This is a genomic window from Cerasibacillus quisquiliarum, assembly GCF_014202495.1.
GTDB lineage: Bacteria > Bacillota > Bacilli > Bacillales > Amphibacillaceae > Cerasibacillus > Cerasibacillus quisquiliarum.
This window is the reverse complement of the sequence record NZ_JACHHA010000001.1, coordinates 328,522-345,684: the sequence shown is the minus strand read 5'-3', so window position 1 is coordinate 345,684 and position 17,163 is coordinate 328,522. Positions and strand designations below refer to the sequence as shown.

The window sequence follows — 17,163 nt, the reverse complement described above, 5'->3', positions numbered from 1 at the left end:
AATCCTTTCCTTATATTTCTTTTTCTAATCGATACAATTTCTTTAACATTTTCATCATTTGTTCAATGAGTGATATTTCACTCAGCGCTGCCATAAGATGGTCTTGCGCGTGAACCATTAATAATGACATCGGTACTTTTTCACCGTTAATTTCTGCTGAAATGAGCTTTGTTTGTGTATTGTGAGCTGTTACTAATGTTTGATTAGCTTTTTCGAGTTTTTTCTCTGCTTCAGAAAATTCGTATGCATGTGCCAACTCTAGAGCTTCATAGGCAATCGCTTTTGCATCACCACCATAAGAAATAATATTAAAAATTTCCTTTTCAACATCGAACATAGTATGCCCTCCACTTCATTCACAAAAATGACAAATTAAAATATTTTTTCAATATGTTACATTTCATATTGAATAAATATTTCCTTTATTTTATAATACAATTAAAATGTAAGCCCTTTCAAGTTTGAATATAGCTCATATTCATTATCAATGAGAAAGGAGCGATTTTAGGAGGTGAAAGTATGCGTGTCTTATTCGTCTGTTCTGGCGGCATGTCAAGTGCTATTGTTGTCAACGCTTTAAAATCTGAAGCAGAAAAAAACGGTGTTCATTTAACAGTTAAGGCGATTGGTTCTAGTGAAGTTGCTTTTGAATTAGAAAGTCCATGGGATGTCGTCATGGTTGCTCCTCAAATTAGACATCGGTTTGACAAAATTAAAAAAGAAGCGGATGAAAAAAACGTTCCTTGTGGTGCTATTCCACCACAAGCTTATACGCCACTAGGTGGACCTGTCTTATTTGAAACGTTACAAAAGCTCGTTAATTAATTTTATAATTTGAGGGAGGTTCAGTTGATGAGTAAATTCACGGCGTTCCTTGACAAAAAAGTTTCTGGACCGATGGCAAGATTAGCTGAACAACGTCATTTACTTGCCATACGTGATGGGGTTATTTCCGCGTTACCGTTTATCATTGTTGGATCATTCTTTTTAATTATTGCTTTTCCACCTTTACCTGAATCTTGGTCAATAGCCCAATGGGCAGCTGAACATGCTGGAGAAATTTTAATTCCGTACCGTATGACAATGTTTATTATGTCTTTATATATTGCGTTTGGAATTGGTTATAATTTAGCACAATCGTATAAAGTTGATCCCTTATCAGGGGCACAAATTGCTGTCGCATCATTATTACTAACGATTACACCGACTGCATTAGATGAATTAGGTTTTGTTTTACCGATGCAATATCTCGGTGGAAATGGATTATTCGTTACCATTATCGTATCTATCATATCTGTAGAAATCTTTCGAATCTGTAAGCAAAGAAATATTACAATTAAACTTCCAGAGCAAGTTCCCGCATCCGTTGGTCGATCATTTGAAGCACTCATTCCCGTCAGCATTGTAATTTTACTCATGACACTTATTACGGTCGTCTTAGGAATCAGTTTACATGAAATCGTTCAAAATTTAGTTGCCCCACTTGTTAAAGCTGGTGACAGTCTTTTAGGTGTCTTAATACCTGTTTTCTTAATTACTTTTTTCTGGTCATTTGGTATTCACGGTGTCTCGATTGTCGGAACAGTAGCACGGCCGCTTTGGGAAGTATATTTTGCTAATAACGGTGAAGCGGCTGCTAGTGGAGAAGCTTTGCCACATATTGCTCCCGAACCACTTTATCAATGGTTTATTTGGATTGGTGGTTCAGGTGCCACATTAGGGCTTGTCATTGTTATGCTCATATTTGCAAAATCTGATTACTTAAAAAAAGTAGGAAGAGCAGCTGCTGCACCTAGTATTTTTAATATCAATGAACCAGTCATTTTCGGTGTACCAATCGTATTAAACCCGCTCTTAATTATTCCATTTATTTTGACACCATTAATTACAGCAACAATTTCATATATGGCTACATCTATTGGCTTCGTATCAGCAACGTTCGTTAAACCACCGTGGACATTACCAGCACCAATCGGAGCATATTTAGCAACTGGTGGCGATTGGCGTGCGATTATATTAGTCTTTATTAATATGACAATTTCAGCATTCATTTATCTCCCGTTTTTCAAGATTTATGATAGAAAAATGCTTCTCATGGAAGAAGGAGAAGGTGAAACTAAAGTAGAGGCATCATAATTATTTGGCTGACTATTTGCTTGTTTCATGTTCAAATGGCCATTCGGGAATCCCTCGTGATTCCCTCTTTCATATAAGGAGGAGATAACGATGACAGACGATACACCAAAACTTATTCCTAAGATTAGTTTTAAAGGTGTTTTTATTTTTATGATTATTTTATTTACTGGCACACTATTTATCCCTAAATTCTTTCTACTATTGGCCTTATCGATGAGATTAAGTTATTTCTTAGCGGCAGGAATTTCCGCATCAATTGGGCTCATTTTTGTTTTGACTAAAATCGATGCATCAACAGCGGAAAAACACTTTTTTAAAAAGCGAATCATTATTTCAATCATTGTTGGTTTCGTGACAAGTGCCTTAATCACTTTTGTTTTCGGGAGGGATCTTATTGGCTAATTCAAGTATAAAAATAGTAACGATTGGCGGTGGTTCAAGCTATACACCCGAATTTGTTGAAGGTCTCATTAATCGATATGACGAAATACCTGTTCGTGAACTTTGGCTTGTAGATGTAGAGGAAGGAAAAGAGAAGCTAGAGATTGTTGGCAATCTCGCTAGACGCATGGTCGATAAAGCGAATCTCCCCATCGATATTCATTTAACATTCAATCGTCAAGAAGCGTTAAAAGATGCTGATTTTGTCACAACGCAAATGCGTGTTGGCCAATTAGATGCACGCATTAAAGATGAACGTATCCCATTAAAATACGGCATGATCGGTCAAGAAACTAATGGGGCAGGCGGCTTATTTAAAGCATTACGCACCATACCGGTTATGCTTGACATTGCTAATGAGATAACAGTTTTATGTCCAAATGCTTGGCTCATTAATTTTACTAATCCAGCTGGTATGGTCACCGAAGCCGTATTGAAGAACAGTCCACATAAGAAAGTTGTCGGAGTCTGTAATGTACCTATTAATATGAAAATGACGATTGCTCATTTATTAGAAATTCCATTAGACAAACTTGAAATCATCTTTGCCGGGCTCAATCATATGTCATATGGACTAGATGTCATTATAGATGGTGAATCGAGATTAGATCATGTCCTCACTCTATTAGCCGACCCTAAAAAACAACCAACGATGCAAAACATCACCCCTCTTCCCTGGGAAACATCGTTTATTCGTGGCTTACAACTTATTCCTAGTCCATATCATCGTTACTATTATAAGACAAGTACGATTTTACATAAACAACTCACTGAATTTAATAAAGGTATCACTCGTGCCGAAGTCGTTAAGCGGTTAGAAGAAGATTTGTTTAATTTATATAAAAACCCTGATTTAAATATTAAACCGCCCCAACTAGAAAAACGTGGTGGTGCATATTATAGTGATGTGGCCTGTAACTTAATCTCTTCTATTTATAATGACAAAGGTGATATCCAAACTTTAAATGTTGAAAACAATGGAGCCATTTCGAATTTGCCAAACGATACTGTCGTAGAAGTGAATTGTGTCGTTACGAAAAACGGTCCCACTCCATTAGCGGTTGGATCACTTCCTTATACGATTAACGGTTTGGTGCAACAAATCAAATCATTTGAATTAGTAGCAATCGAAGCGGCCGTGACGGGATCATATGAACAAGCTTTACTGGCGCTTTGTTTGAATCCGCTCGTAACCGATGATCAAACGGCAAAATTCATATTAGATGACATGCTCGAGGCTCATCGTGATTATTTACCACAGTTTTTTAACGAGAAATAAGCGACATATATTGTATGAATGATTTTTCATAAGAGCATCGACGCTCCAACGGGATGTCTCATGTCGGTTTTCCTTCATGAGAGGTTGCATTGAAGACTCAACGTGAGGTCTCAGCTAGCTTTTGCACCACGAGAGAACGCATTAAAGCTCCAACGTGAGGTCTCAGCTAATTTTTACACCACGAGAGGGCGCATTGAAGCTCCAACGTGAGGTCTCAGCTAGTTTTTACACCACGAGAGGGCGCATTGAATAATCCCAACGCGCTATCTATCATCTTCTTGAAACAAAAAAGGGTGTCTCGTATAACGACAAGACACCCTTTCGTGATTATTTGTTTTTCGTTTTTCTTTCCTTTGCGCCTTTACTTTCAATTCCTGTTGGTGAAACAGACGTCACTCCATACGTATAGCGCTTATGTGGATCACGGTCTTTATCAATAAAGACAGCTTGTCCATCGTTATCATAGACAACCCCGATAATATGTTCTGGATTTTCATAGTCTCCACGTTTATTGCCTTCAAAGCGATAAACAATATATTTCCGCACATCTTTACGTTTTTTATTATTAATAACGACTTTAACAACGTCATCCGTTTCTTCTAGCATCACAGAAATGGGTTTCTTAGGAACACGGTTACCATTCCAAGGTGTAGCAGGTGTTAACGCTTTTGTATGATAGATTTCGTCTTGTAAAATATCCGCATAACCTAATGCGTTACGAAAGACGTCTTTCATTGAAAAATGCATTTGCCCTCGAGCAACATCATTGAAGCGATTATCTAAAATCTGTTCTGGCAATTCGTATGGATTATCCCACGCCTCATCAAAATTATCGTTCACTTTATAGTCAGCCATCCCGATATATAGATTTACTGGATGAACTTCACTATAAGTAGTCACTTCTCTACTCCACCAATCTAGTAAAATAGAATAGTTAGCTACCATAAATTGTCTAGACCAATAGATTTGTGGCGTTATATAATCAATCGAACCATCTCTTATCCATTGACGTGTATCGGCATATAGATGATCATAATTTGTTTGCCCTGCTTCTGTATCACTGCCTGTTGGGTCATCAGCGATATTTCGCCATACACCAAATGGTGAAATACCAAACTGAACCCAAGACTTCATCTCTTTTATTGCTTGATTAATTTCATAGACGAGCTCATTAACATTATTTCTACGCCAATCTTCAATGTTTGAAAAGCCTTGACCGTATTTATGAAATGTTTTCTCATCTGGAAATTCTTCTCCAGCTATCTTATACGGATAGAAATAATCATCCATATGGACCGCATCAATATCATAGTTCGTTACTAATTCTTTTACCGTTTCGATCAAATATTGTTGAACTTCTGGAATCCCTGGATTGAAATAGTATTGCTGACCGTATTTCACGACCCAATCTGGATGCTTTTTAGCAATATGATCAGACGCCAAATCATCTAAATCTTGACCCGGCATTGTCAACCGATATGGATTAATCCATGCATGGAGTTCCATGCCATGACCATGGGTAATATCTAACATAATTTGTAATGGATCATATCCCGGATCAGTTCCTTGTTCCTTTCCGGTGATATATCTTGACCAAGGTGCTAATTCTGAAGGATATAACGCATCTGATGTTGGTTTCACTTGAAAAATAACAGTGTTAAAATGCATCTCAGCTAGTCGACCGACCGCATCCATTGCCCATTCAGTAAACTCGGCTTCACTCATTCCTGCTGGCATATCAATATTGACAACTGTCGCAATCCATGCAGCACGCATTTCAACTTTTGGCTGTTCTTCATTTTCTGCAAAAACCGGCGTTTCTAGTGACAGACTCAAAACTAACAGCAATACGACACCAACAATTAATAAGCGTTTTATCAATCATATCACCTTCTCCTTAGCTTAATGAGACCGCTTACATTAATAGTTTGAACTTTCCCCCTTTCTCAATCATTTAACTCTCCCTTATTCTATCACAGCACATGCTGTTAATAAATCTATCAAAAGTCTCAATTTTATAAATTTAAAATTTATAAGAATAACTTTTTAACCCCTTTTTTCCTATATTAAAAACGTCTATCAGTTATACTATTTATTAGTCAACTGATAAACGTTCTTCTTTTATATTTAATAGAGAAATGGGTGCCATATCTTCATTAGCTTTAAAATGTTCTTTTGTCTCTTCTATAATCTCGGCACCTTTTTTAACTGGGACGACATCATTTACACCTTCTACAATTGCTTCAAATGTTCTTTCGTCTCCCCATACATCCTTAGCAAAGTCCATGATATTTTCGATTTGCTTTATAACAGGAACGAGCTTTGGTAATGTATGAACTAATTCTAGCATCGCATCAAAATGTTCTTCACTAAGACGCAATTGTGCAATTTTACGTTCTGTGTCCTCAAAAACCATACTTAATGACTTGCTATCAGTTAGTGCTTCAACAACAACTATTTTTGGTTGAATATCTTGAGCCATATCCATTTCTCCTCTCATTGTGACTGTTCATTAATGTTTCTTACTTATAGCTTACATGGTATGGTACTATTTTTATATACGGTAAAACCCCCATTTTATCAGCATTACAGCAAGAAATAACTAATAAATTCACGTTAGAAAAAGGTTTTTTCTCAACCAAAATGATCACTGCTTACACCTTAATAATCAAATTATCAAATTTGTTTTCCTTCTAAAATTTATCTGATAATATATATATAACAACATTAAAGGAGGGAAGTTTTTTTGCTTCTCTAGAACTAATTGACCAAAATAGTCAGAAAGGATTGGTAGTGATGAAGAAAATTTACACATTTATTTTCGTAGTCTTTTTGCTTGTTGTTCCAACATCAACTGCTTTTGCTAATGAATCGAGTAATGAAGTTCAAAACGATCAAGTCATATTTGAAGAAATTGAACAAACAATTGATCTGTTAGATCCTCTTACGAATGAAGTTGAGCTATCAGATATTGAAAAAAGCAATCAAGACATTATTAATAATTTAAAGCAGAATTTAAAAATAAGAATAAAAAATGAAAGTCAAATTGTTTCAAATGCTGTTGCAACAATTGATGTAACAAAAGAAATAAAACAAAACAAGAAACAAATTAAGCAAGAAATAATTAGGATTCGTTCATCACAAATTGATGTATCGGAAGAGGATTTAGCTAAATTAATTAAACTATCAAAGCAAACGATAAACCATATGAAAACAAGCGATTATGTTGCTGGAAGTGTTGGAAAAGAAACAAAAAACATTGTTAAAAATATAGTCAACAAAAACCTTAGTGGTGTTAAGCGAAGCATGAGTCAATTAATTGAAGCACAAAATAATCGGCTACTATTACTAACAACACTTAATCAAGATTTAGAACATCTTTCTTATACTTTACAAGCCATTAAATAATCATCTAAATAAAAACAAGTGGAAGGTCTACACGCCTCTCCACTATTTTTTATTTAAACATTTACTTTCTGTATTATGATTTATCGCTATTCATATTAACGGTTTCTATTTTATAATTTGGTAGAATAAGAATTTCAACCCTTCTGTTTTTGGCTCTATTCTTTTCTGAATTATTGGGGACAATGGGGTGATTGTCGCCATATCCTTTTGAACTGAAATACGCTGGGTCAAGCTTGTCATTCTGTAAAATAACTTTCATAAAATTCACAGCTCGAATCACGCTTAACTCCCAATTTGATTGAAATTCAGCTGTATGTATCGGTCTATCATCTGCATGACCACTTACAACAATTTGATGTGGTGAATGAGTGACTAAAAAATAGGAAATTTCCTTAGCAATTTGAACACCTTTTGCATTTACCTCTGCACTTCCAGATGGAAAGGTGACATCCGTTAAAATCGTAATCATTAAACCTTCACTTGTTAATACCGTGTCAATCGATTTTTCTAGATTATTTTTATGGATATATTGATTAATATCCTGCTGCAATTCCTTCAACTGTTGAAACTCTATTGTACTCTGGCTCTCAGCTTCTCCATTATCTTCCGCGCTATCCTGATTCTCATCATCAGAAGAAGCCTTTTCTTCGTTTTCTGATAAATCGATTGTGTTTATCTTTTCATTTAATGGACCTCCACCATTAGAAAATTCACTTTTAAATACTTGCGCTAATTGTTCGTACTTTTTCGCATCAAGTTCGCTCATAGCAAATAATACAATAAAAAGTGCTAGAAGTAACGTTAATAAGTCTGCATACGGTAGGAGCCAAGATTGGTCAGCTTGATAATTCTGGTTCTTGTTTTTCCGCTTCATCGAAAGCCTCCCTACTAGCTAACAATTCTTTCTCTGATAAATATGTACTCAACTTTTCTCTAACGATCCGTGGTGAGTGTCCATCTGTAATAGACAGAATACCTTCTACCATAATCTCCTTTATCTGAATTTCCCTTTCTGATTTTTCCTTTAATTTATTGGCAAACGGATGCCATAATACATAACCTGTAAAAATTCCTAATAAAGTAGCAACAAAAGCAGCTGAAATAGCTTCCCCTAATACTGACATATCCTCCATGTTTTTTAATGCAGCTATTAAACCAACAACAGCTCCTAATACACCTAAAGTTGGAGCATATGTACCAGCTTGTGAAAAAATAGCAGCACCTTCACGATGACGTTTTTCCATCGCGTTTATTTTTTCTATCAAAAATTCTCTAATGAATTCTGGTGACTTTCCATCAAGGATGAGTTGCAGACCAGACTTTAGAAAAGGATCATCTTGATTTTCAATCTCTTTTTCAAGTGATAATAGCCCCTCCTTGCGAATTTGATTAGCTAAAGTAGCGAATGTATCAATTATCTTGTTCATATCATATTGCGGTTCTTCTGTAAAAACGATTTTTATTAAATGTGGTATCTTTTTAATCGTTCGCATTGGAAAGGAGATTAAAATAGTTGCAACCGTACCTAATAAAATAATTAATATGGCTGCCGGATTTAGTAAAGCTATCATTCCTACCCCTTTCAAAGCCATACCTAAAACGATAGCAAATATCCCCAAAATAATGCCTAATATCGATGCTTTATCCATAACAATCCTCCATAAATCTAGTAAATTAGGTCTTTATACCTATATATAGACTAAAAAAATAGCTTATTTCATCCTTTCTACGTTTAATAGATGGTATTCACTTATATATTCATCATCGGTTAAATAAAACGTATTTAAATAGGAAATATTTCCTATTTATAAATCTTAAACCTCTATGACATACAAGCTATTAAAAGATAATAAAAAAAAGAAGATGGGCTATTTACTCCATCTTCTACTCTAGCTAACACGTTGTAAAGCGTTTATTGTTTCAATTGATATTTATCTACAAAATCAAGCAAAATCTCTTTTAAATTAGGACTTCCTACTTCCTCTAAATCATAATGGACACGTGTATATGGTTTATTAATATCTATAACTCTTGATAAATCAATCGGTGTTCCAATAATGACCGCGTCACAATCAGTTTGATTGATTGTTTGTTCTAAGTCATTTAATTGTTGTTTTCCATACCCCATGGCAGGAAGAACATTTCCGAGATGGACATATTTTTCAAATGTATCAATTAGTGTTCCGACTGAAAATGGACGGGGGTCGACTAACTCCTTTACACCTAAACGTTCAGCAGCTACAGTCCCTGCTCCAATCGTCATTTCACCATGTGTAAGTGTTGGTCCATCTTCAACGACTAACACACGTTTCCCCTTAATCATTTCTGGATGTTCGACTGTAATTTTTGATTCGGCTTTCACAATCACACTATCTGGACGAACTTTTTTAATATTATTTTCCACAATTTGTATGGAAGCTTCATCAGCACTATCAATTTTATTAATAATCGCCACATCCGCTGTACGCAAACTCACTTCTCCTGGGTAATAGGTCAATTCATGACCTGGACGATGTGGATCTAGAACGGTAATTGATAGATCAGGTTCATAGAAAGAGAAATCGTTATTTCCACCATCCCATAAAATGACATCGCACCCATCTGGATCATTTTCCACCGCTTCTAAAATATCAGCATAATCAACTCCAGCATAGACGATGTTCCCACGATCAACATGTGGCTCATATTCTTCCATTTCTTCAATGGTACATTTATGTTTTTTCAAATCCTCAACGGTAGCAAAGCGTTGCACACGCTGGGCAACTAAGTCACCGTATGGCATTGGGTGACGAACGGCAACGACCTTTAATCCTTTCTCTAATAATGTTTCAATAATTTTGCGTGATGTTTGACTTTTACCAGTCCCAGTTCTTACGGCACAAACTGATATGACAGGTTTTTTACTTTTTAACATTGTACTTTTCGGGCCGAGTAACTTAAAATCCGCACCTGCTGCATTGACTATCGCACTAACGCCCATTACTTCTTCATAATGAACATCACTATAGGAAAACACACATTCATCAACATCAAATTCTTTTATTAATGTCGATAATTGGTCCTGTGGATAAATCGGTATTCCTTCAGGATATAATTCACCTGCTAATTCACTCGGATACTTCCTGTCATCTATATCAGGAATTTGTGTCGCTGTAAATGCCACAACCTCATACTCTTTTTTATTACGATAATACGTATTAAAATTATGAAAATCTCTACCTGCTGCACCAATAATGATAACTTTTTTCTTCATGGCTTTCTCTCCTAGCATTCTAGTTTGAAATAAATATCATATTTATTATTATACTATTATTTGTATATTTATACAAATAATAGTATTGATTATGGATGGACTTTATATATAGGATTTGTTGTTCCCCCCCTCATGCTGTCTTAGAGCAAGCTTTAAACGAGAGACTATATTCACACTTCAACGTGCGTCCTCGTAAAGAGTTTCCTTATCGAGAGTACATATTGAAGCGGAAACGTTAAGTCTCATGACGTTCTTCCTTATCGAGAGTGCATGTTGAAGCGGAAACGTCAAGTCTCATGACGTTCTTCCTTATCGAGAGTGTATGTTGAAGCGGAAACGTCAAGTCTCATGACGCTCTTCCTTATCGAGAGTGCATGTTGAAGCGGAAACGTCAAGTCTCATGACGTTCTTCCTTATCGAGAGTGCATGTTGAAGCGGAAACGTCAAGTCTCATGACGCTCTTCCTTATCGAGAGTGTATGTTGAAGCGGAAACGTCAAGTCTCATGACGCTCTTCCTTATCGAGAGTGCATGTTGAAGCGGAAACGTTAAGTCTCATGACGTTCTTCCTTATCGAGAGTGTATGTTGAAGCGGAAACGTTAAGTCTCATGACGTTCTTCCTTATCGAGAGTGCATGTTGAAGCGACAACGGACAATCTTCTCATCGCTTTTTCACTATAAACTACGGGGGGCACTTTGACGATAGTGCTTAAGCTTATTCTAAGTAAAGGAACATCTTTTCTTATCAATAAGTCTTTTCACTTGCTACATGTTGCAATCTATGTCTAACATGAACTAAAGTGTTGCCTAAGCATAAAAAATTTCAGGACAAACAAAATATAGGAGCGTAAAAATCTATGATTACATTTGAACATGTTTCGAAAACTTATCCCGATGGTACAACCGCTGTTCGTTCAATTAATTTAAATATTCAACAAGGCGAGTTTTTCGTTATTATTGGACCTAGTGGGAGTGGTAAAACGACTGTACTAAAAATGATTAATCGATTGATTCCATTAACAGACGGTTCAGTCTATATAAATCAGAAAAATATTAACGACTATGACATCCATGAATTGCGTTGGCAAATTGGTTATGTGCTACAACAAATTGCCTTATTTCCCCATATGACAATTGAGGAAAATATCGCTATCGTCCCCGAACTTAAAAAATGGCCTCGCAAAAAAACAAAGCACAGAGTGGAAGAGCTTTTAAAGATGGTCGGATTAAATCCAGAAGACTATTTACACCGTAAACCTGCTGAACTATCAGGTGGTCAACAACAACGAATTGGCGTTATCAGAGCTTTAGCGGCAAATCCTAATATCGTTCTTATGGATGAGCCGTTTAGTGCATTGGACCCGATTACACGTGAGAAACTTCAAGATGATATTAAACAAATTCAAAAAAGCATTCAGAAAACGACCGTATTTGTCACACATGATATGCAAGAAGCGCTGAAATTAGCCGATCGTATTTGTTTAATGAAAGATGGTGAAATTGTTCAAGTAGGTACACCTGAAGAAATAGTGAATCAACCGGCAAACCAATTTGTTAGAGATTTTGTTGGGGATCAAGCACCAACATTAAAAGGACACGTCCATCTCGATGAACTGCTTCAGCCGATACAACATAACACATACATTAAACAGTACCCTACAATCAACAATCAAGTTGCAACGATAGAAAACATTTTAGAACACTTAAAAACAAATGACCAAGTCATCATTGAAAAGAATGGTGAACTACTAGGCATCATTAACAGACAAGCCATAATCGACCATCTCGCAAAACAACTCCAGAATGGAGGCAACATTTATGAATGAATTTATAAATATATTTAAAGATCGCCAAGACCAGCTGATACAAGCACTATTAGAACATGTCCAGATTTCATTTATCTCGCTTTTTTTCGCTGTTTTGATTGCCATTCCATTGGGGATCTATTTAACAAAGAAGCCGAAAGTTGCCGAATCAATTATAGGAATAACAGCTGTTTTACAGACTATTCCGTCCTTAGCATTACTAGGTCTTTTAATTCCGCTATTTGGAATTGGTAAAGTTCCCGCCATCATTGCCTTAGTCGCTTATGCCTTGTTACCTATTCTTAGAAATACGTATACGGGGATAAATGGAGTCGATGATTCTCTAATAGAAGCGGCACGGGCAATGGGTATGAATCAAAGAAAGCGACTTATAAAAGTTGAACTTCCGTTAGCTTTACCTGTCATTATGGCTGGCATTCGCACAGCGATGGTATTAATTGTCGGTACTGCAACATTAGCAGCACTTATTGGTGCCGGTGGATTAGGTGATATTATCTTATTAGGGATTGACCGTAATAATACAGCACTCATTGTATTAGGTGCAGTTCCAGCTGCTTTATTAGCACTGCTTTTTGATTTTTTATTAAAACGATTTGAACATATGTCTTATAAGAAATCTCTCATTACCTTAAGCTCTGTTGTCGTCATTGCCTTATTCTTCTTGATTACACCATATATTTTTAATAATCAAGATAACGAAATCGTCATCGCAGGTAAACTCGGCTCTGAACCTGAAATACTTATTAATATGTACAAACAGCTGATCGAAAATGATACAGATTTAACGGTGCAGTTAAAACCTGGATTAGGAAAAACCTCTTTCGTTTTCAATGCTTTGAAATCAGGAAGCATTGATATTTATCCTGAATTTACCGGAACAGCCATTGCCGAGTTTTTAAAAGAAACAGCTGATAGTACGGATAGAGAAGATGTTTATCAACAAGCAAAAGACGGGCTAATGGATACATTTCAAATGACTCTTTTAGAACCGATGCAATTTAATAACACATATGCCTTAGCTGTACCTACAAACTTCGCTGAAGCACATGATTTAAGTGCAATCTCTGATTTAAAGAATGTTGAAGCATCGATAAAAGTTGGCTTTACATTAGAATTCTCTGACCGTGAAGATGGTTATCGCGGGATTCAAAAATTGTACGGCATTCATTTTGATAATCTCGTTACGATGGAACCGAAGCTAAGATATAGTGCGATTGAATCAGGCGATATTCAATTAATTGATGCCTACTCCACAGATAGTGAATTAAAGGAATACGAGCTGACTGTGTTGGAAGATGATAAGGAACTTTTTCCACCTTATCAAGGCGCACCATTATTAAGACAAGAAACGATTGAAAAATATCCAGAAATTGAAACTTCTCTTAATAAACTCGCAGGGAAAATAACGGATGATGAGATGAGAGAGATGAACTATCAAGTAAATGTTGAAGGGAAAAGCCCTGAAGAAGTAGCTAGAGACTATTTAATGAAAGAAGGATTATTGAAATAAACGTTTGTAATAAACTTTTCATATATCATACTTAAATAATAGCGATTGATGATAAACTATGAATAGATTTGTTTTTTAATTACAATATATGAGGTGGACAAAATGAAAGCATATTTAGCAAATGGATTATTTAGCATGGGGGATCGCATACTTAATGAATTATTAGCTGAAAAGATAAGAAAATCAATTCCTAATATTCATTTATACGTCCCACAAGAAAATGCTGCAATCAATGATAAAAATAGCTATGCCGATTCGGTCACAATCGCAAAGGCGGATATGGATAAGTTAAAAGAAAGTGATTTTCTAATCGCAGTCATTGATGGTGTTGAGATTGATAGTGGTGTAGCAGCTGAGATTGGTGCATTTTATATGTTAAACAGGCCAATTTTCGCCTTATATACTGATGTCCGCCAGCAAGGACGTCATAACGATAAAAAAATCCAAGCTTTAATAGACGATGGAACAGAGAATCAATTTATGTATCGCAATTTATTTGTTGTTGGCTTAATTAAACAGACAGACGGTGGGATTTATTCCTCTGTTGAAGAGTTAGTTGAGGCTGTTGAAAATTACACGACTAAATAGAAATCAAAAACCAAGAGGATGTTTTCAATCCTCTTGGTCTTATTCAATCTAATGATATTATTTTTTCGCCTTTAGAATATCTTGCCAAATTAATAATGCAATTGGTTGACATTTTTCATTTGTAAATTGTTCTGTTCCAAACATTTTATTAAAGGTATCTTGAATGATTTCAGCTAAATCATTTTCATTTTGGATTCTTGAAAACTCCTTCACAATCATTTCTACCTCAGTATCATACTCATCATCTGGTGCACCAAGATATAATAAATCGAACGGATCCCAGCGATCAATATGACGTTTAACAATATCAGTAGCGATTTTGTTAATCATCATAACCTCCCACAATTGTCTATTTATTTGAATACTAAGTATATCAAACAAATAGTACCAAATATTCGCCTAAACATTCCTTAAGCTTTAAAATCCACTTGCTTTCCTAAAAAGGGATGTGCCACTTGTTGTTGTGTTGAATCTTGCATCATTTTTAATAGTCCTAATGCATTTGTTTCTGCAGTTGACATCGCTGATTTCATCACAGATAGACTCGCTTGTTGGTTAACCTGTGCTTGTTTCATGACAGTAGATAAAGCAGCAATATCCATTGTATCCCACCTTTTATATATGTAGAAATCTATTATTAATTGCAAACATATCTAAAAAAATTGCTTTAATCTAGCGTTGATAAATGAGTATCATTCAAAAACAGTGAACCTAGGTCTGTTTTACGCCTGAAGCTTAAGTGCCACAAAATGTCTGATATGGAAAATTGGATGGTGGTGGAAGTTCAGTATATGGCTCTTGTTCTTCTGTATGTGCATAAGGTTTTGATAAAATGTCTAACAAACGCTCCATGACACTGTAATCTGCTCTTTCCACCGCAGCTTCAATTGCTTCTTCAACGCGATGGTTACGTGGGATAACAGCCGGATTATGTTCTCTCATGAGCTGTTTAGAATGAGCCTTCGAAACTGGCTGTCTCTCTAGTCTTGCTTGCCACTGTTTGTACCACCTAATAAATCCCTCGCTAAGAGAAAGGTCTGTTTCATCTAAGCGATCAAATGTTAAATATCTAAACGTATTCGTATAATCTACCTTATATCGTTCCATTAAGTGAAGAAGGTCCTTTATGAGCGTCTCATCATCATTCTCTTCATTGGATAAGCCTAATTTCTTTCTCATTCCATTCAACCAATACATCTTATACAACTTTTCATATTTATGAAGCGATTGTTGTGCTACGTTAATTGCTTTTTTCTCTTCGTCATCTATGAGTGGTAATAGTGTTTCAGCAAACCTCGCCAAATTCCACACGCCAATTCCTGGCTGATTACGGTAAGCATAACGACCTTTTATGTCAATAGAGCTAAACACAGTCGCTGGATGATATTGATCCATAAATGCACACGGACCATAGTCAATCGTTTCGCCACTTAATGTCATATTATCCGTATTCATAACGCCATGAATAAAGCCGACGAGCTGCCATTTCGCAATTAGTTTCGCTTGACGCTTTATGACTTCTTCAAGGAAAGCTACATATTTGTTCTCACTTTCTTCGACATATGGAAAATGGCGCTTGATCGTATAATGAGCCAATTCCTTTAATTCAGCGACTGGCCTCCAAGCAGCAACATATTGAAACGTACCGACACGTAAATGGCTAGACGCCAAACGAGTTAAAATCGCACCAGGTAATTCTGTTTCTCTTATCACGGTTTCACCCGTCGTTACGACCGCTAAACTTCTAGTTGTTGGAATGCCTAACCCATGCATGGCCTCACTAATAATGTATTCCCTTAACATCGGTCCAAGCGCCGAACGACCATCACCACCACGGGAATACGGAGTTCTCCCTGAACCTTTTAGTTGTATATCAAACCGCTCCCCTGAAGGTGTGATATGTTCACCGATTAAAATCGCACGACCATCTCCTAACATTGTAAAATGACCGAATTGATGTCCTGCATATGCTTGGGCTAAAGGTGATGTGCCTTCTGGAATTCTATTACCTGCAAGGACTGATACACCAACATTACTTTTTAAAGCTTTGACATTTAATCCTAACGATTTTGCTAAAGAATCATTAAAAACTATTAATTTTGGTGAACGTACTGGAACTGGACGTTGTTTAGTGAAAAGTGCCCCTGGTAATTGCGTATAACTATTATCGAAATGCCATCCTATATTAACTTCGCCATTATTATTTTTCATTGGATCACCTTGTTTTTTCATTTATACTCTTAACGAATACGTGATGCACTTAGTTTTTGTTCCTAATCATTTATTATACCATGGATGAATGTTAGGGTGGTTCAACCATTGGGGTTGTCATTTTGCCTGATTTTAAGTATAAAAGGGATGCGTTTTACCCAACACACCCCTTCTAAGCTTAATTTCCTACATTAATAAACAATTTCCCATCTGCCTGTTTCCGTACTTTATCATTCACTCGATTCTTTGCCCGAACTTCGATAATAGCACCTTCTGCATGAGCATTTTTCCTAGCTGTCCAGAATCCAACATAGTTACCGCTTTTCATCTCCATCATCGGTACTTCAACAGGGCCTTCATCAAGATAAATAACAAATGAGGCTCTTAATCCTTGTTCACTATCAAATGATATCTTGACACTTTGACCCTTAATTATTCGTCATACATGTTTACGAGTTGCCTTGATAGCGTATTATTTAATTTTGCAATGTACTCCCACGCACATTGCATA

The 17,163-nt window shown here is 36.1% G+C and carries 18 protein-coding genes; 8 read left to right on the top strand and 10 right to left on the bottom strand.

Going from position 1 to position 17,163, the window contains the following annotated elements; translation table 11 throughout:
* Positions 1–10: 10 nt before the first annotated feature.
* On the bottom strand, positions 11–337 hold the full coding sequence (locus HNQ35_RS01660) for a PTS lactose/cellobiose transporter subunit IIA (RefSeq protein WP_146934597.1): 327 nt from the start codon (positions 335–337) through the stop codon (positions 11–13).
* A gap of 182 nt (positions 338–519) precedes the next feature.
* On the opposite strand from HNQ35_RS01660, the gene HNQ35_RS01655 reads away from it, so the two are divergent.
* The 4 genes from HNQ35_RS01655 (at position 520) to HNQ35_RS01640 (ending at position 3,856) form a co-directional block, all read left to right on the top strand.
* Positions 520–825, top strand: a complete 306-nt coding sequence (locus HNQ35_RS01655; RefSeq protein ID WP_146934601.1) for a PTS sugar transporter subunit IIB — start codon at positions 520–522, stop codon at positions 823–825.
* Between the two features lie 27 nt (positions 826–852).
* Complete coding sequence (locus tag HNQ35_RS01650) at positions 853–2,136, top strand: PTS sugar transporter subunit IIC (RefSeq protein WP_146934604.1); 1,284 nt, start codon at positions 853–855, stop codon at positions 2,134–2,136.
* 90 nt (positions 2,137–2,226) lie between these two features.
* Positions 2,227–2,538, top strand: coding sequence for a hypothetical protein (locus HNQ35_RS01645; protein WP_146934607.1), 312 nt, complete (start codon positions 2,227–2,229; stop codon positions 2,536–2,538).
* Positions 2,531–3,856, top strand: coding sequence for a 6-phospho-beta-glucosidase (locus HNQ35_RS01640; protein WP_221261398.1), 1,326 nt, complete (start codon positions 2,531–2,533; stop codon positions 3,854–3,856). The genes HNQ35_RS01645 and HNQ35_RS01640 overlap by 8 nt, the downstream gene beginning before the upstream one ends.
* A 327-nt stretch (positions 3,857–4,183) precedes the next feature.
* Here the strand turns inward: HNQ35_RS01640 and HNQ35_RS01635 are convergent, their stop codons facing one another.
* Both HNQ35_RS01635 and HNQ35_RS01630 read right to left on the bottom strand, forming a co-directional pair.
* A complete protein-coding gene (locus tag HNQ35_RS01635; protein WP_146934637.1) occupies positions 4,184–5,734 on the bottom strand; it encodes a glycoside hydrolase family 10-like protein in 1,551 nt (516 codons plus the stop codon).
* 217 nt (positions 5,735–5,951) lie between these two features.
* Positions 5,952–6,338 carry a hypothetical protein gene (locus HNQ35_RS01630; RefSeq protein ID WP_146934610.1) on the bottom strand — a complete coding sequence of 129 codons (387 nt, stop codon included), beginning with the start codon at positions 6,336–6,338 and terminating at the stop codon, positions 5,952–5,954.
* 314 nt (positions 6,339–6,652) lie between these two features.
* On the opposite strand from HNQ35_RS01630, the gene HNQ35_RS01625 reads away from it, so the two are divergent.
* Positions 6,653–7,264, top strand: a complete 612-nt coding sequence (locus tag HNQ35_RS01625; RefSeq protein ID WP_146934614.1) for a hypothetical protein — start codon at positions 6,653–6,655, stop codon at positions 7,262–7,264.
* Between the two features lie 73 nt (positions 7,265–7,337).
* Here HNQ35_RS01625 and motB read toward each other — a convergent pair whose 3' ends face one another.
* The 3 genes from motB to HNQ35_RS01610 all read right to left on the bottom strand — a co-directional run bounded on the left by motB (position 7,338) and on the right by HNQ35_RS01610 (position 10,517).
* Positions 7,338–8,138, bottom strand: a complete 801-nt coding sequence (motB, locus tag HNQ35_RS01620) for a flagellar motor protein MotB (protein ID WP_146934618.1) — start codon at positions 8,136–8,138, stop codon at positions 7,338–7,340.
* Positions 8,101–8,913 (bottom strand): flagellar motor stator protein MotA, encoded by an 813-nt coding sequence (gene motA / locus HNQ35_RS01615; protein WP_146934621.1) that lies wholly within the window; start codon positions 8,911–8,913, stop codon positions 8,101–8,103. The genes motB and motA overlap by 38 nt, the downstream gene beginning before the upstream one ends.
* A 263-nt stretch (positions 8,914–9,176) precedes the next feature.
* Positions 9,177–10,517, bottom strand: coding sequence for a cyclic 2,3-diphosphoglycerate synthase (locus tag HNQ35_RS01610; protein WP_146934626.1), 1,341 nt, complete (start codon positions 10,515–10,517; stop codon positions 9,177–9,179).
* 857 nt (positions 10,518–11,374) lie between these two features.
* Here HNQ35_RS01610 and HNQ35_RS01605 point away from each other — a divergent pair.
* The 3 genes from HNQ35_RS01605 to HNQ35_RS01595 all read left to right on the top strand — a co-directional run bounded on the left by HNQ35_RS01605 (position 11,375) and on the right by HNQ35_RS01595 (position 14,441).
* The gene (locus HNQ35_RS01605; RefSeq protein ID WP_146934642.1) at positions 11,375–12,343 is read left to right on the top strand and encodes an ABC transporter ATP-binding protein; all 969 of its coding nucleotides are present in this window, start codon (positions 11,375–11,377) and stop codon (positions 12,341–12,343) included.
* The gene (opuFB, locus tag HNQ35_RS01600) at positions 12,336–13,853 is read left to right on the top strand and encodes an osmoprotectant update ABC transporter permease/substrate-binding subunit OpuFB (protein ID WP_146934645.1); all 1,518 of its coding nucleotides are present in this window, start codon (positions 12,336–12,338) and stop codon (positions 13,851–13,853) included. Before HNQ35_RS01605 ends, opuFB begins: the two co-directional genes overlap by 8 nt.
* Before the next feature lie 102 nt (positions 13,854–13,955).
* Positions 13,956–14,441 carry a nucleoside 2-deoxyribosyltransferase gene (locus HNQ35_RS01595; RefSeq protein ID WP_146934648.1) on the top strand — a complete coding sequence of 162 codons (486 nt, stop codon included), beginning with the start codon at positions 13,956–13,958 and terminating at the stop codon, positions 14,439–14,441.
* Between the two features lie 57 nt (positions 14,442–14,498).
* Here HNQ35_RS01595 and HNQ35_RS01590 read toward each other — a convergent pair whose 3' ends face one another.
* From HNQ35_RS01590 to HNQ35_RS01575, 4 genes are all read right to left on the bottom strand, one after another.
* Positions 14,499–14,771 carry a DUF1871 family protein gene (locus HNQ35_RS01590; RefSeq protein WP_170226543.1) on the bottom strand — a complete coding sequence of 91 codons (273 nt, stop codon included), beginning with the start codon at positions 14,769–14,771 and terminating at the stop codon, positions 14,499–14,501.
* 80 nt (positions 14,772–14,851) lie between these two features.
* A complete protein-coding gene (locus HNQ35_RS01585; protein WP_146934657.1) occupies positions 14,852–15,043 on the bottom strand; it encodes a YjfB family protein in 192 nt (63 codons plus the stop codon).
* A 133-nt stretch (positions 15,044–15,176) separates the two neighbouring features.
* A complete protein-coding gene (locus HNQ35_RS01580; RefSeq protein WP_146935085.1) occupies positions 15,177–16,652 on the bottom strand; it encodes a protein adenylyltransferase SelO in 1,476 nt (491 codons plus the stop codon).
* Between the two features lie 178 nt (positions 16,653–16,830).
* Positions 16,831–16,986 (bottom strand): hypothetical protein, encoded by a 156-nt coding sequence (locus HNQ35_RS01575; RefSeq protein WP_170226545.1) that lies wholly within the window; start codon positions 16,984–16,986, stop codon positions 16,831–16,833.
* Between the last annotated feature and the right edge of the window lie 177 nt (positions 16,987–17,163).

Coding starts and splice junctions, on each gene's coding strand:
- motA (WP_146934621.1), bottom strand. CDS start 8,913: ATGGATAAAGCATCGATATTAGGCATTATTTTGGGGATATTTGCTATC.
- HNQ35_RS01580 (WP_146935085.1), bottom strand. CDS start 16,652: ATGAAAAATAATAATGGCGAAGTTAATATAGGATGGCATTTCGATAAT.
- HNQ35_RS01625 (WP_146934614.1), top strand. CDS start 6,653: ATGAAGAAAATTTACACATTTATTTTCGTAGTCTTTTTGCTTGTTGTT.
- HNQ35_RS01585 (WP_146934657.1), bottom strand. CDS start 15,043: ATGGATATTGCTGCTTTATCTACTGTCATGAAACAAGCACAGGTTAAC.
- HNQ35_RS01610 (WP_146934626.1), bottom strand. CDS start 10,517: ATGAAGAAAAAAGTTATCATTATTGGTGCAGCAGGTAGAGATTTTCAT.
- HNQ35_RS01650 (WP_146934604.1), top strand. CDS start 853: ATGAGTAAATTCACGGCGTTCCTTGACAAAAAAGTTTCTGGACCGATG.
- HNQ35_RS01575 (WP_170226545.1), bottom strand. CDS start 16,986: ATGGAGATGAAAAGCGGTAACTATGTTGGATTCTGGACAGCTAGGAAA.
- HNQ35_RS01655 (WP_146934601.1), top strand. CDS start 520: ATGCGTGTCTTATTCGTCTGTTCTGGCGGCATGTCAAGTGCTATTGTT.
- HNQ35_RS01630 (WP_146934610.1), bottom strand. CDS start 6,338: ATGGCTCAAGATATTCAACCAAAAATAGTTGTTGTTGAAGCACTAACT.
- HNQ35_RS01590 (WP_170226543.1), bottom strand. CDS start 14,771: ATGATTAACAAAATCGCTACTGATATTGTTAAACGTCATATTGATCGC.
- opuFB (WP_146934645.1), top strand. CDS start 12,336: ATGAATGAATTTATAAATATATTTAAAGATCGCCAAGACCAGCTGATA.
- HNQ35_RS01595 (WP_146934648.1), top strand. CDS start 13,956: ATGAAAGCATATTTAGCAAATGGATTATTTAGCATGGGGGATCGCATA.
- HNQ35_RS01645 (WP_146934607.1), top strand. CDS start 2,227: ATGACAGACGATACACCAAAACTTATTCCTAAGATTAGTTTTAAAGGT.
- motB (WP_146934618.1), bottom strand. CDS start 8,138: ATGAAGCGGAAAAACAAGAACCAGAATTATCAAGCTGACCAATCTTGG.
- HNQ35_RS01660 (WP_146934597.1), bottom strand. CDS start 337: ATGTTCGATGTTGAAAAGGAAATTTTTAATATTATTTCTTATGGTGGT.
- HNQ35_RS01605 (WP_146934642.1), top strand. CDS start 11,375: ATGATTACATTTGAACATGTTTCGAAAACTTATCCCGATGGTACAACC.